The sequence below is a fragment of the Microbispora sp. NPDC049633 genome, assembly GCF_040675265.1.
Taxonomy (GTDB): Bacteria; Actinomycetota; Actinomycetes; order Streptosporangiales; family Streptosporangiaceae; genus Microbispora; species Microbispora maris.
Map to the genome: position 1 here is coordinate 40,793 of NZ_JBFAOO010000028.1, position 14,104 is coordinate 54,896.

14 protein-coding genes are annotated in these 14,104 nt (G+C 72.2%); 6 read left to right on the plus strand and 8 right to left on the minus strand.

The genetic code is table 11. From position 1 onward, the window contains the following. Positions 1-28 precede the first annotated feature (28 nt). The gene (locus AB0J39_RS10390) at positions 29-883 is read left to right on the plus strand and encodes a universal stress protein (protein WP_363463112.1); all 855 of its coding nucleotides are present in this window, start codon (positions 29-31) and stop codon (positions 881-883) included. A 73-nt stretch (positions 884-956) separates the two neighbouring features. On the opposite strand, the gene AB0J39_RS10395 is transcribed toward AB0J39_RS10390, so the two are convergent. The 6 genes from AB0J39_RS10395 to AB0J39_RS10420 form a co-directional block, all read right to left on the minus strand. Further along, positions 957-1,301, minus strand: coding sequence for an RNA polymerase-binding protein RbpA (locus AB0J39_RS10395; protein WP_030509898.1), 345 nt, complete (start codon positions 1,299-1,301; stop codon positions 957-959). 125 nt (positions 1,302-1,426) lie between these two features. Then, the gene (locus AB0J39_RS10400; protein ID WP_363463113.1) at positions 1,427-2,776 is read right to left on the minus strand and encodes an MFS transporter; all 1,350 of its coding nucleotides are present in this window, start codon (positions 2,774-2,776) and stop codon (positions 1,427-1,429) included. 137 nt (positions 2,777-2,913) lie between these two features. Then, a complete protein-coding gene (locus AB0J39_RS10405; RefSeq protein WP_363463114.1) occupies positions 2,914-3,711 on the minus strand; it encodes a glycerophosphodiester phosphodiesterase in 798 nt (265 codons plus the stop codon). Positions 3,712-3,825: 114 nt separating this feature from the next. Next, positions 3,826-4,122, minus strand: a complete 297-nt coding sequence (locus AB0J39_RS10410; RefSeq protein WP_363463115.1) for an acyl carrier protein — start codon at positions 4,120-4,122, stop codon at positions 3,826-3,828. Beyond that, on the minus strand, positions 4,119-5,792 hold the full coding sequence (locus AB0J39_RS10415) for a fatty acyl-AMP ligase (RefSeq protein WP_363463116.1): 1,674 nt from the start codon (positions 5,790-5,792) through the stop codon (positions 4,119-4,121). Before AB0J39_RS10415 ends, AB0J39_RS10410 begins: the two co-directional genes overlap by 4 nt. Next, entirely contained in the window at positions 5,789-6,850 is a 1,062-nt protein-coding gene (locus AB0J39_RS10420) for an SDR family oxidoreductase (RefSeq protein WP_363463117.1), read from the minus strand. The genes AB0J39_RS10415 and AB0J39_RS10420 overlap by 4 nt, the downstream gene beginning before the upstream one ends. 74 nt (positions 6,851-6,924) lie before the next feature. Here AB0J39_RS10420 and AB0J39_RS10425 point away from each other — a divergent pair, with 74 nt between their 5' ends. After that, positions 6,925-7,488 (plus strand): EF-hand domain-containing protein, encoded by a 564-nt coding sequence (locus AB0J39_RS10425; RefSeq protein WP_363463118.1) that lies wholly within the window; start codon positions 6,925-6,927, stop codon positions 7,486-7,488. Positions 7,489-7,501: 13 nt separating this feature from the next. On the opposite strand, the gene AB0J39_RS10430 is transcribed toward AB0J39_RS10425, so the two are convergent. Then, a complete protein-coding gene (locus AB0J39_RS10430) occupies positions 7,502-8,053 on the minus strand; it encodes a TrmH family RNA methyltransferase (protein ID WP_363463119.1) in 552 nt (183 codons plus the stop codon). Between the two features lie 33 nt (positions 8,054-8,086). Beyond that, positions 8,087-8,707, minus strand: a complete 621-nt coding sequence (locus tag AB0J39_RS10435; protein WP_363463120.1) for a methyltransferase — start codon at positions 8,705-8,707, stop codon at positions 8,087-8,089. 271 nt (positions 8,708-8,978) lie between these two features. Here AB0J39_RS10435 and AB0J39_RS10440 point away from each other — a divergent pair, with 271 nt between their 5' ends. From AB0J39_RS10440 to AB0J39_RS10455, 4 genes are all read left to right on the plus strand, one after another. Then, complete coding sequence (locus tag AB0J39_RS10440; RefSeq protein WP_363463125.1) at positions 8,979-9,392, plus strand: RNA polymerase sigma factor; 414 nt, start codon at positions 8,979-8,981, stop codon at positions 9,390-9,392. After that, entirely contained in the window at positions 9,392-10,264 is an 873-nt protein-coding gene (locus tag AB0J39_RS10445) for a hypothetical protein (RefSeq protein WP_363463121.1), read from the plus strand. The genes AB0J39_RS10440 and AB0J39_RS10445 overlap by 1 nt, the downstream gene beginning before the upstream one ends. A 347-nt stretch (positions 10,265-10,611) precedes the next feature. Next, positions 10,612-12,123 (plus strand): hypothetical protein, encoded by a 1,512-nt coding sequence (locus AB0J39_RS10450; protein WP_363463122.1) that lies wholly within the window; start codon positions 10,612-10,614, stop codon positions 12,121-12,123. 339 nt (positions 12,124-12,462) lie between these two features. Continuing rightward, complete coding sequence (locus AB0J39_RS10455; RefSeq protein WP_363463123.1) at positions 12,463-13,959, plus strand: M28 family peptidase; 1,497 nt, start codon at positions 12,463-12,465, stop codon at positions 13,957-13,959. The last annotated feature ends 145 nt before the right edge of the window (positions 13,960-14,104 follow it).

Here is a 14,104-nt window from a genome sequence, read left to right on the forward strand (position 1 = left end):
GATGGAAGGACCGGAGAAGGAGGGCCTCATGATCGTCGTGGGTGTCGACGGTTCGCACGCCGGCATGGCGGCGGTGGCCTGGGCGGCCCGGGAGGCCGGACTGCGCGGCGTCCCCCTGCGGATCGCGAACGCCATCCCCGCCTGGGCGTGCTCGACCGCCCTGCAGGGCCGCTACACGAGCGTCGCCGCGTGGATGCGCGACGGCGCCGCCGACGTGCTCGGCGCCGCCACGGGGCGGGCGTACGCGGAGGCGCCCGGGGTGGCGGTAGACACCGCGATCCTGGCCGGCGATCCGCGCCCGGCGCTCATCGAGGCCGCCGAGGACGCCGATCTCCTGGTGCTCGGCAACCACGGGCTCGGCGGCTTCCGCGGCCTGCTGCTCGGCTCGGTCGCGTACGGCGTGGCGGGTCGCGCCCCGTGCGACGTGGTCGTCGTGCGGGAGGTGCCCTCGGCGCCGCGCCCGGAGATCGTGGTGGGCGTCGACGGATCGTCCGCCTGCGCGAAGGTGCTCGACTTCGCCTTCGCCGAGGCGGAGCTGCGCGGTGTGGGCCTGCGGGCGGTGCACGCCTACAGTCCGCTGGAGGCGGGCGGCGGCTTCGCGCCGCTGCCGGACGACTTCGACGACGAGAAGGCCGAGGTGCGGATGGTCAGGGAGGCTCTCGCCGGGCGCCGCGAGCAGTACCCTGGCGTCAAGGTCGTCGAGGAGGTCGTCCGGGGTCATCCCGTGGACGTGCTGCGGCACGCGTCGGTGGGCGCGGACCTGCTCGTCATCGGCTCCCGGGGTCACGGCCAGTTCACCGGCCTGGTCCTCGGCTCGGTCTGCCAGGCCATGCTGCACTACGCGAGGTGCCCCATGGTCGTCGTCCGCGCGCCGGCGGGCTGACCGACCTGATCACATATGCGAAACGCCCCCGCCGGCCCGGTTGGTCCGGGCCGCCGGGGGCGTCGTCGGCGTCCTACGCGCTCTTGCGCCGCTGCTCGCGCAGAATGGCGAGGCGCTCGTTCAGCACCTCTTCGAGGTCCTCGATCGAGCGGCGCTCCAGCAGCATGTCCCAGTGGGTCCGCGGGGGCTTCGCCTTCTTCTGCTGGGGCTGCTCCGCGTCCACCCGCAGCGCGGGGCTGCCGCAGTGACGGCACTCCCACGTCGTGGGAATCTCGGCCTCGACGGCGAGCGGAACGGTGGTGAGATGGCCCTTCGGGCACGTGTAGGACACCTCCTGGCGCGGGGCCAGGTCGGTGTTGCGGTCGTTCTCGTAGCTGGTCGCGCCGAGCCGGGTACCGCGAAGTGCACGCTCGCCCATGTCTTTAAGCCTCCTGAGGTCCCCGCCTTCGAGGGGTTCGTTCGCCACCGCGTACAACGCCTGATACCGTGTGTGGATTCCCAGCCGAGACCTGATCCAATCGCGCTTTTTCCGTCCCAGTGGTCTCAGATGTGCTCGGGCACCTCGTTCCCCGCCTCACGGATGGCCCGGGGCAGGTTGACAAGGGTCAGCAGCACGAATCCGATGACGAAGAACACCACCAGCGAGACGATCGCGGTGCGGTAGCTGTCGGTGAGCTGGAGCGCCAGCGTGAGCACCAGTGAGCCGAGGAACGCCGACCCCTTGTCGCTGATCTGGTAGAGGCTGAAGTACTCCGCCTCCCGGCCGGGCGGAATCACCAGGGAGTACAACGAGCGCGACAGCGCCTGCGTGCCGCCCATGACGATCGCGATGGCGAAGGCGATCGCGTAGAACTGGATCGCCGCGCCCTTCTGCAGGAAATAGGCCACTCCCACCACCAGTGTCCACACGACCAGGCTGGCCAGGACCGTGCGCTTGGTCCCGATCCTGGCCGCGAGCCGCGCGAGCCCGAGCGCGCCGCCGACGGCGATGAACTGCACCATGAGGATCGCGCCGATCTGGTGCGTCTGGCTCAGCCCCAGCTCCTGGTCGGCGTAGGTGGCGGAGAAGCCGATCACCGTCTGCACGCCGTCGTTGTAGACCAGGTAGGCCGCGAGGAACAGCAGCGTGCGAGGGTAGCGCCGCAGGTCGGCGATCGTACGGCCGAGCTGGCGGACGCTGCCGGTCACGGCCCGGGTCGCGGTCGCCTCGTGGACGGGCACCCGGCGGTTGCGCAGGCGCAGCATCGGGATGAGCGTGAACGCGCCCCACCACAGGCCCGCCGAGGCCAGGCTGATCCGCACCGCCAGGCCCTCCTCGACCGCGCCGGACAGGTAGACGACCAGGTTCAGCGCGAGCAGCAGGCCGCCGCCGAGGTAGCCGAAGCCCCACCCCCTGCTGGAGATCGCGTCGCGTTCCTCCGCGCCGGAGATCTGCGGCAGGAAGGAGTCGTAGACCACGATCGACGCACCGAACGTCACGTTGGCGACCAGGAACAGCGCGCCGCCGAGCAGGTAGGCGTCACCGGACACGAGGTAGAAGCCGAGTGTGGCCGTCGCGCCCAGGTAGGCGAGCACCCCCAGGATCTGCTTCTTGCGTCCGGTGTGGTCCGCCACGGCGCCGATGATCGGCATGACCACGATCTGCAGCAGCACCGAGATCGTCACCAGGGTGGTGAAGTACGCCTTGGGCCGCAGGTCCAGGCCGAGGAACGACACGAAGCCGTCCGCGCCGCCCGCCGCCGTCGTCGCGATCGACGTCAGATACGGGCCGAGGAAGACGGTCAGGACGGTCGTCTGGAACGCGGAGTTCGCCCAGTCGTACCAGTACCAGCCGCGCTGTTCGCGCCGCCGCGCCTCGGGAAGCTCCTCGTGGACGACCTGGGGGGCGGTCATGTTCTCTCCTCGCCGGGGGTGGGCGGTCGTACGAATCGGTCGGGGGACGGCAGGGGCTGGGCGGCAGGGGGTGGACGGGCAGGGGTTCGGCGGGGCAGGGGTTCGAGGGCTTCGAGGGCGGAGTCAGCTGGCGGCCGTCACGGCGCGGCCGGGCGGGGGTGCCACTGCCCGCGTGACTTGAGCACGTCGCGCAGGCCGCTGATGTTGTCCGTCATGATCCCGTCGACGCCGAGATCGAGCAGGTGGGCCATCGTCACCGGGTCGTTCACCGTCCACACGTGCACCTGCATGCCGATCGCGTGCGCGGTGCGCACGAGAGCGCGGGTGGTCACCCGCAGGCCGCGGAACCCGATGGGCGCCTGCGCGCACGGCACCCCCGCGCGGGCCAGCCCGGCCAGCAGCCTGCCGTACCCGCCGCCCACCGCGGCCGTGCGCAGGGCGGCCAGGCCGCGCGGGCCGAGCGAGAAGCAGACCTCCCGGTCGATCGCGCGCCGGGCGCGGGCCAGCCGTGCGTCGGAGAACGAGGTCAGGCACACCCGGTCGTAGGCGCGGGTGCGGTGGATGGCCCGGGCGAGCGGCGCGATCGCGGCGCTCTCCTTGACGTCGATGTTGAACCGCACGTCCGGCCAGGTGCCGAGCAGGTCCTCCATCAGCGGGATCTCGTGCCGGCCGCCGATCCTGGCCTCGCGTACCTCACGGTAGGGCAGTCGAGAGATGCGGCCGGTGCGGTCGGTGACGCGGTCGAGGCTGTGGTCGTGGAACGCGAGCAGGACGCCGTCGGCGGTGGCGTGCGCGTCGGTCTCCAGGTAGGTGTACCCGAGCTCGACCGCGCGCGAGAACGCCTCCATGGTGTTCTCGCGGGCTTCCGCCGCCCCGCCTCGGTGCGCGAAGGCGAGCGGGCCGGGGTGGTCGAGGAACGCGAAACGGCGGTGCACGGAAGGAGTATGCCGGGTCCCGGCCGTACAGTCAGCGCACGTAGGTGAACATTTGCGTCACAAGAGTCCCTTGTCATGCCCGGGGATCGATGGGGCGCTTCCGCGTGCCGCGGTTCACTCCAGGCCCTCCGCCGGCTCTCGCCGGGGCCGGTCCCTCGACAGGAGGCCGGTCAGGTGTGCGGCGATGTCGTCGATCGTGGGGTGATCCCAGGCCAGGGTCGGCTCGACCAGCAGGCCGACGGCCTCCTCCACGTCCACGCACAGGCTGAGCGCATGGATCGAGTCCAGGCCGTACGTGCGGAGCTTCACCGCCGGGTCGATCTCCGCGGGTGGCCGCCCGAGATAGGCGGCCACCCGCTCGGTGAGCCATCGGCGCAGGTCGCCGGGGGACATCGGGTCGGAGGCGTTCATGCGATGGTCTCCAGCAGGTCGTTGACCGCGGGTTCGAGTTCGGCGTGCAGCGGGGTGAGGCGTCCGCTGAGGAACAGGTTCCGCATATGCCGGCGGCGTAGCTTGCCGCTGGTGGTCTGCCGCACCGCGCCACGAGGCACCAGCATCAGGCTCAGCGGGATGCCGAACTCCCGCGTCACCTGATCCATGACCCGGTCGGCCGTCTCGCCGAGGGCCCCCGACGCTCCCCGGCGCACCTCCTGGACGAGGACGACGTGTTCCCCGCCGTCGTCGCGCCGGACGCCGAAGGCGGCGCTGCGCCCCGCGGCCGGATTGGCCCGCGCCGCGGCCTCCTCCAGGTCCTGCGGGTAGAGGTTGCGGCCGTTGACGACGATCACATCCTTGATCCGTCCGGTCACGTAGAGCTGGCCGTCGAGCAGAAACCCCAGGTCCCCGGTGCGCAGCCAGCGGCCGTGCAGCGCCGGATCGTGGGCCCGGAAGGTGGCGCGGGTCTCCGCCGGGCGGCCCCAGTAGCCGAGGGCGACGCTGGGGCCCGCCACCCAGATCTCCCCGATCTCGCCGTCGGCGACGGGGCCGGAGCCGCCCGGATCGACGATTCGCAGGTCGAGCCCGGAGACCGGCCCGCAGGCGACCAGAGGTGTCCCCTCGGGTGCCGGGACCGCCCGATGTCGTTGCAGCCCGGAGGGGTCGAACCGGCGCACGGTCACGCCCTGCCCCTGTGGCACGCAGGTGACCATCAGGGTGCACTCGGCCAGGCCGTAACCGGGATTCCAGGTGGCCGGGCGGAAGCCCGCGGGAGCGAACCGTCGTTCGAACTCGGCGAGCGTGCGGGCCCGGATCGGCTCGGCTCCGCTGAGGGCCATGGTCAGCGTGGACAGGTCCAGGCCGGCGAGTTGCTCGTCGGTGATCCTGTGCGTGCACCAGGCGTACCCGAAGTCCGGGGACACGGTCCAGTCCGCGCCGTACCGGCTGATCAGCTCCAGCCAGCGGGCCGGCCGCGCGACGAACGCGGCGGGTGACATGAACACCAGGTCGGCGCCCGCGTGGAGCGCCTGCAACTGGAGGCCGACCAGGCCCATGTCGTGGTAGTGGGGCAGCCACCCGGCCAGTCGCCGTACCGGCCTCTCCCGTGCCAGCGAGCCGAACAGCCCCAGGTTGTGCAGCAGATTGCCGTGGGAGACCTCGACTCCGCGCGGGTCGCTGGTGGAGCCGGAGGTGTACTGCAGGTAGGCGATGGTGCCGCCGGTCAGGGCCGGTGGAGTCCAGGCGTCCGGATCGGCGGTGGCGACGTCGGCCACACGGGCCGAAAGACCGGACAGCCCGGACGCGTGCGCGGAATCGGTCAGGACCAGCCGCGCGCCGGCGTCCCGCATCAGAGTCCGTACGCGGCTCGCGTGCGGCGTGCCCGCGTCCGGCAGGGGAGCGGGGATCGCCGGCACCCCGGCGTACAGACAGCCGAGGAACGCGACGGTGAAGTCGAGCCCCGCCGGGTAGAGCAGCAGCACCGGCTGGTCGGTCAGGCCGAGTCCGGCGAGCCACACGGCGGTGGCGCGCGCCCGCCGGTCCAGTTCGGCGAAGGTGAGCCGGGACGCGCCGCCGTCGTCGCGCACGAAGACGAACTCACGATCGTCGCTGACGCGGCTCCGTACGTGGGTGACGAAGTCGGTCACTCGGGCAACCCCTCCTGTACGTACCAGGAGACGAGCCGGTCGAGGGTCGCGGGCGTGACGGCGGGCGGGGCCACCGCGTTCCGCCACGCGAAGTCGTAGCGGTGCCGGAAATAGGTCGCGGTGTATTTGGCCCGCATGTTGACCAGCGCCTCGAACCGGCCGAACGGCCTGTCGCGGATCTCTTCGGGGGTGGCGGGAACCAGTTCGATCGGCAGCCGGGCGTTGATCACGCCGAACAGGTCGCGCACCGGCACGGTGGCTCCGTTCACCACATGGGAGACCGGACGCGCCCGGTCGGCGGCGGCGAGCGCGAGCAACCGGGAGACCGTGGTGTCGACGGGGGTCAGGTGGAGGTTGGCGTCCGGATGGCAGAGGAGGCGAACCCGTTCACCGGGCGTGCGCCGGGCGAAGAAGGCGATCACCCGGAGGAAGTCGTACAGGCCGTAGTCGGTCAGCGCCCGCCCGGTGCGGGAGTGCCCGACCATCACCCCCAGCCGGGCCACCAGGGCGGAGCCCTCACGGGCGGACCGCGACCGTTCCAGTGCGATCTCCGCTTGGCGTTTGGAGTATTCGTAGAAGTTCCGGAACCGGTCCGGCGGGGCGTGCGACGGCCAGTCCTCGGGAACGGGGCCCTCGGTGTCGAGTCCGCACTGGTAGGCCGTCCCGACGAGGATGTAACGCGAGCCGGGCCGGGCGTGCCGCTCGTAGGCGGCCAGCACGTTGGCCGATCCCGTCACGTTCACGTTCAGCAGCTCCTCCTCCCGGCGTGGGAAGAAGGTGACGAGCGCGGCGACGTGCCAGTAGACGCAGGGCTCGGTGAAGACCTCGGCGACCGGAAGGCCGAGGTCCGGCTCGTCCAGCGCCAGCCCGCGCACCCGGAGGCGGTTCGCCGGGGACTCGTCGAAGCCGAGGCAGCACAGCGCGTCCGCGACCCGGCGGCGCACCACCTCCGCGGACGCGCGGGCGAGGGCGATCACCTCCTCGCCCCGGGCCAGCAGGGCGCCGATGAGATGAGAGGCCACGAAGCCGTTGGCCCCGTCGATCACGTGGACGCGCACCAACGCACCTTCCCACAATCGGTAGCGGAAGGTAAAGTCGCGATCGCTCACGGTGACCGAACTCGGGAGGGTGCATGCTCAACGACCTGCAGCAGCGCAAGCTGGCCCATCTGTTCACGCTCCTGGACGTGGACGACGACGGGACCGTCGACAAGATGGACTACACCGCCTCGGCCGACCGGCTGGTGAACGCGTTCGGGTTCGCGCCGGGCTCCCCGGAGTCGCGGCGGGTCCGGGACCGGTACGCGAGACTGTGGGACGAGGTGACCCTGCCCATGGACGCCGACGGGGACGAGCGCGTCGAGCTGAAGGAGTTCACGGCCGGGTTCCATCGGTTCGTCACCGAGCCCGAGGCGGGCTACCACACCCACATCGCGCCGGTCGCCGACGCCTTCTACGACCTGATGGACACCGACGGAGACGGCAGGATCACCCGGACCGAGTACCTGCGGATGGCCGCGAGCGCCTTCCGTATGTCGGAGGCGAACGCCGTCGCCGCGTTCGAGCGTCTCGACCTCGACGGCAACGGCTCACTGAGCCGGCAGGAGTTGCACGTGGCCAACGAGCAGTTCTTCCGCAGCCCGGACGCGGAGTGCCACGGCAACTGGCTGTTCGGCCCGCTTCCCGCGCGGGGCTGAACCGCCGTACGGCCTACCCGGCGGCCGGCGCCCATTCCTGCCGCCGGGTCTCCGCCATCGCGATGGCCGCGGCGACCGCCACGTTGACCGACCCGACCCTGCCGACCTGGGGGATGTAGGCCACCGAGTCGGCCGCCTCCAGGCCGGCGGGGGAGCAGCCGTGGTCCTCGCTGCCGAGCACCAGGCAGACGTCGCCGTCGAGCTTGGCCTCGTGCAGCGGCACGGCGTCGCCGGTCAGCTCGACCGCGATCACCCGGTAGCCCTCCTCCCTCGCGGCGCGCACGGCTTCGGCCACCGGGACCGGCTCGTGCCACTCGACCAGCCGGTCGGTGCCGAGCGCGGTCTTCTGCGCCTTGGGGTTGGTGGGCGGGGTGGCGTTGCCGGCCAGCCAGATCGTCTGCACACCGAAGGCGGCGGCCGTGCGGAAGATCGATCCGATGTTGAAGGGGCCGGTCACCGATTCGAGGATCAGCGCGAGACGGCCCTCGGTGTTGCGGCGCCAGGTGCGGTTGAGTCGCTTGACGTCGGTCGGCTTGAGCTGCCTGCGCGGGTTGGGAGTGCTCATCGGGCGCTCATCGCTCCTGCTCATCGTTCCTGCTCATCGTTTCTGGGTCTCGATGCCGGCGGGACGGGCGTCGACCCGCAGGACGCGGTAGGCCGACCGCGAGGCCAGCCGTGAGGTGGGCCAGCCCCGGTCGCCCAGCCAGCGCTGCAGGGAGTCGGAGCCGAGGTGCTTCTGCACGACCAGATAGGCGCTGCCGTCGGGGGTGAGCCGGTCGAGCCATCGGGTGAGCATCTCGTGGAGCGCGGCCTTGCCGATCCGGATGGCGGGGTTCGACCAGATGGCCCGGAACCGGACGTCGTCCGGCACCTCGTCGACATGCACCGACCTTACTTTGTCAAGGCCGGCGCTCTTGGCGTTCCGCTCGCACAACTCCACCGAGCGCCGGTTCACGTCGACGGCCCAGACCGTCGCGCCGGGCGCCCGCGACGCCATCGTCAGCGCGATGGGCCCGTAGCCGCAGCCCAGGTCGAGCAGGTCGCCCTCGGCCGGGGGCGGCGGGACGGTCTCCAGCAGCACCCGGGTCCCCGCGTCGACGCGTTCGGGGGAGAACACCCCCCGGTCGGTCTCCAGTCGCAGATGCAGGTCGGGGAGGACCAGGGTGACCGAGCCCGGCCGGCTCGCCGCCTGGGGGCTCTCCTCGAAGTAATGGGCCACGTGCCCAAACGTACCAACGTCGCGGACCCCTGATCTCCGCGCCCGCGAGGAGCGGGAGGGCTGAAACACTTCCGGCGTTCCGGACACGTACGAGATGGCGGATAAAACGGTGAAGGGGGAGTATCCGTGGCCGGCTCGGACATGAGGCGTCGCTTCGAGGAGATCTACATGGCGCACTACGCGGATCTCCTCGGATACCTGCGGCGCCGCACGCACCCCCGAGGACGCCGCAGACGCCCTCGCCGAGACCTTCGCCACGGCGTGGCGGCGCATCGGCGACGTGCCGGCCGGGTCGTCCGCCCGATCATGGCTGTACGGCGTGGCCCGGCGGGTGCTGGCCAACGGCCGCAGGGCCGAGACCCGCAGGAGCGCGCTCGTCGAGAGACTCGGCGCGGAGCTCGCCCAACGGGAGGAGCACGATCGGCTGCCGGACCACGAGGACCTCGACACCGTACGCGCGGCGTTCCGGCGTCTCGGCCCCGATGACCGCGAGGTGCTGGCGCTGGCGAGCTGGGAAGGGCTGGCGTCGGCGGAGATCGCCATGGTGATGGGCTGCTCGCGCGGAGCCGCCCGCCTGCGGCTGCACCGGGCGCGCAAGCGCATCGCCAACGAGTTGAGCTCCGCGGGAGTGGACGTGGCCCGGTTCGGCGCGCGGATGCCTGCGCTGGCGGGAGGGGAGGCGTGATGACGCACGACCGTGATGACCTGCACCGGCTCATCGCCCGGATCGCCCCGGACCCGGGCCCGGGAATGACGCCGGCCGCCCTGGACCTGCTGGAGGGGATCATCTCCGGCCCGGCTCCGGCGACCCGCCGCCGATGGGTGACGGAGGCGGTCACCGGGGCCGCCCGGACCGTCCTGCGCAGCCCCCGGCTGGTGCCGGCGATCGTCTCGCTCACCGCCGTCCTGCTCGCCGTGGGCTGGCTCGTGCCCGGGGCGGGCCTCGGCCCCGCACCCGCCTCCGCCGCGCTCGACATCAGGAGGGAGGGCGACCACTACGTCGTCATGGTCCGCGACCTGTTCGCCGCTTCCGACATGTACCAGCGGGAACTGCGCCAGCGTGGCCTTAATGTGGACGTGCGGATCGTTCCGGTCTCGTCCGCCTCGGTAGGACAAGTGATGTACTTTGACGGCACCCGGGACTACAGCGCGATCACGGCGATCAAGGCACCCGGCGCGTGCACGCGCTTCGGCGGCTGCGCGATCGGCTTCCGCGTCCCCGTGGGGTTCCACGGACGCGCGACCGTGGTCCTCGGCCGTGCCGCACGGCCGGGGGAGCGCTACGGCATCCTGGAGGCCATCGACATGGAGGGCCAGCCTTTCCACTGCGTGGACTACGTCAACAAGACCGTCGCCGAGGTCCTGCCCCTGCTGCGGGAACGCGGCGTGCGGGCGGAGTTCACCTCCTACGCCACCAAGGGCGCCAGGCCGTCCGCCCCGGCCTCCTGGTACGTCTACGAAGGGGTGATGGTCGCCGACGGACAGGCGCTGATGCTGGTCAGCTCCACCCCGAATCCCCAGCCGCGTCCCAAGGACGCCTTCTGCGCGCGTCCCTGAGAGCCCTGCGTCCCTGAGAGCCCTGCGTCCCTAGACCCCCGCGACACTGAGCACGGCCAGGCGGTCCGCGCCCTACTCTCGGTGCGGATCGCACTCCGCTCGCGGTGCGGACCGCGCTCCACTCTCGGTGCGGACCGCACGCTGCTCGCGGCGCGGATCGCGACCTGCTCGCGGCGTGGAGCGCGTAAGGCGCCCCTCCGCGCCACGCTGTGGCGACGCGGCGCCCGGATCCTCACCCTGCCCTCGCCGACCGGCCGTTCAGCGCTGACACCGGCATGCCCACGGTCATGCCCGGCTGCCGCGGGCGTGCGCCGCCCGGCCGGGCTCCCTTCACGAATGGATTCGTCATGCCCGCACACGCTCGTGCCCTGCTCCGCGTGCTCGCCGGGATGAGGCGCCACCGGTTCTTCGCGATCGCGCTCACCGCCGCGGCCGTGCTCAGGGTGGTCACGATGCTCGGCTACCCGCCCGCCCGGCTCTACTGGTACGACTCGTTCAGCTACCTGCACAACGCCGTAGATCTGCGGCCGGAGCAGGGGTTCCACCCGATGGGATACCCCCTGCTGCTGCGCGTCCTGCTGCCCTTCCACAGCGTCGAGCTGGTCGTCGCGCCGCAGCACGCGATGGGACTGGCGACGGGCGTCATCGTCTACGCCGCGCTGCGCGGCAGGGGACTGCCCGCCTGGGGCGCCGTGGCCGCCTCGGTCCCGGTGCTGTTCGACGCGTCGTTCCTCCGGCTCGAGCACGCGGTGCTGTCCGACTCGCTGTTCATCCTGCTGGTCGTCGCCACCACGGCGGTGCTGGTCCGCCGGCCGGCGCCGTCCGTGCGCGCCGCCGCGACCGCCGGTCTGCTGCTCGCGGGCGCCACCCTCACCCGCACGGTCGCGCTGCCGCTGATCCTGCTGATCCTGGTGATGCTCGCCGTCCGCCGCGTGCCCTGGCGCCGGACGGCCGCGCTCGCCCTGGCCGGTCTGCTGCCGGTCGCCGCGTACGCGACGTGGTACGGCGGGCTCCACGGCAGGTTGGGCGTCAGCGGCACGGACGGAGTGGCGTTGTGGGCCCGTTCGATGACCTTCGCGGACTGCACGGTCATCCAGCCTCCGCCGGACTTCGCGCCGCTGTGCCCGAACGGGACCGTCCTCGACGCAGCGGGGGAGTACGTGTGGGCCGAGGGGTCCTCCCTCAACCGGCTCCCCGGCGGACACATCGCGCTGAACGACCGGGCGCGCGCCTTCGCGCTGCGCGCCGTCGCCGCCCAGCCCCTGGACTACCTGCGCGACGTGGTGGCGGACACCGCGCTCGCGTTCGCCTGGACCCCCGTCGCCCATCCGGCCCGCACCGTCCCCGCGTTCGGCTTCGCGCACGGAACCTGGCCGCTCCCCGCCGGTCAGCCGCTCGTCGAGCAGGCCAGACGGGAGTACGACCCCGATCTCACCGGCATGCGGTCCGTCCGGCCGTACGCCGACCTGCTCATCGCCTACCAGCACCCGGCCTACCTGCGCGGGCCGTCGCTGGCCGTCATCCTGCTGCTGGGCACCGCCGGCGCTGTGGGCAGGGTAGGCAGGGCGGGCAGGGGCAGGGCGGGCAGGGGCAGGGCGGGCACTGTGCGGCGGCCGCGGACGGCCGCGCTGCCGTGGGCGGTCGCCGTGACGCTGCTGGTCGCGCCGGTGGCGGTGCTCGACTTCGATCACCGCTACGTGCTTCCCGTCGTGCCCGTGGCGTGCCTGGCGGCAGGGCTGGCGTTCGCCCGGCCCCCGCGCGGCGCGGCGGGCATCGGCCGTGACGGCGGGCACTCGCGCGGCGGGCACCCGGGTAGCTGGCGCGAGGCGTCCCGCCGCGAGGCGACCGCGGACGCGTGACCCGGAGACATGAGCCCGGAGACGTGATCATGGGAAGTGGGGCGGCCTGTCTGACACCATCGCGGCCTCCGCGCGAAAATCCGTCAGATCGGGTCTAGGCGAACGAGTCAGAACGGGTTAACTTCCGCAAAGGTAGCGATTCAAGAATTGCTCCCCACTTCCGACGGAGGCGCCACCCGGCACTGGCCTACCCCGCGGCCCCCACTGCCGCATCCCCTGTCGCATCCCTGCCGCACCCACCTTGCCGCACCCCCCGTGGACGCCCCCGTCCCCGGCCGGCGACGCCACACCCCGGCGGACCCGGCCCGCCCACCCCCCTCTCACCCCCCGAGGACCGGCATGAGACCACGTCTGCTCACGCTGGCCGCCATCCTGGTGGCCGCCCTGCTGCCCGCCGCGCCGGCGCACGCCTCCGGCCCCTCGGCGCTCGCCGCGCCGAACATCTCGCTGGCGAACGTCAAGGCCCATCTGTCTCAGCTGCAGAGCATCGCCACCGCCAACGGCGGCAACCGGGCCCACGGCCGTCCCGGCTACCTGGCCTCGGCCAACTACGTCAAGGGCAGGCTCGACGCGGCGGGCTTCACCACGACCCTCCAGTCGTTCAGCTACAACGGCGCGACGGGCTACAACGTGATCGCCGACTGGCCGGGCGGCGACCCCGACGACGTCCTCATGGTCGGCGCCCACCTCGACAGCGTGACCGCCGGGCCCGGCATCAACGACAACGGCTCCGGCAGCGCCGCCATCCTGGAGACGGCCCTGGAGGTGTCCCGGCAGGGGCTGGCCCCCGCCAAGCACCTGCGGTTCGCCTGGTGGGGCGCGGAGGAGCTCGGCCTGCGCGGCTCGTCGTACTACGTGACCAACCTGTCCACCACCGACCGGTCGAAGATCAAGGGGTACCTGAACTTCGACATGGTCGGCTCGCCGAACCCCGGCTACTTCGTCTACGACGGCGACAACTCCGACGGCGTCGGCTCGGGCCCCGGCCCCGCGGGCTCGGCCCAGCTGGAGCGGGTCCTCCAGGACTACTTCACCTCGATCGGCGTGCAGACCCGCGGCACCGACTTCGACGGACGCTCCGACTACGGGCCGTTCATCTCGCGCGGCATCCCGGCCGGCGGCACCTTCACCGGCGCCGAGGGCGTCAAGACCAGCGCCCAGGCGTCCCTGTGGGGAGGCACGGCGGGCCAGGCGTTCGACTCCTGCTACCACCGGTCCTGCGACACGACGAGCAATGTCAACGACACCGCGCTCGACCGCAACGCCGACGCCATCGCCTACGCCGTGTGGACCCTCGCCACCGCGACCCCGCCCGTCGCGGTCTGGTCAGACGACTTCGAGACCGACAAGGGCTGGACCGTCGTCCCCGGCACCGCGACCGTCGGCACCTGGGAGCGCGGCGACCCCGAGGCCACGTCGTCCAGCGGCGCCAAGCAGCTCGGCACCACGGTCAGCGGCACCAACGACCTGGTCACGGGCAGACTCGCCGGCTCCTCGGCCGGCGACTACGACGTCGACGGCGGGACCACCTCCATCCAGTCGCCGCCGATCACCCTGCCGACCGGCTCGCTGACCCTGTCGCTGTCGTGGTACCTCGCCCACGGCAGCAACGCCGGCAGCGCCGACTTCTTCCGCGTGCGGATCGTCGGCGGCACCACCGCCACCGTGGTCCAGCAGCTCGGCGCCGCGTCCGACCGCGACGGCGCGTGGAGCACGGCCACCGCCGACATCTCCGCCTTCGCCGGGCAGACCGTGCGCGTGGTGATCGAAGCCGGGGACGAGTCGACCGCCAGCCTGGTCGAGGCCGGTGTGGACGACGTACGGATCACTCGTTAGCGACCGGGCGCATCCGGGGTCGTGGCCCGTGCCGGGGGGGCGGGGCCCCCCGCCGCCGGGGGGGGGGGTGGGGGGGGGCCGGGGGTTGGCGGGCCATAGGGACTAGACCCGTCAGTAATACACTGCAGAACGGAGGCCAGGCGGT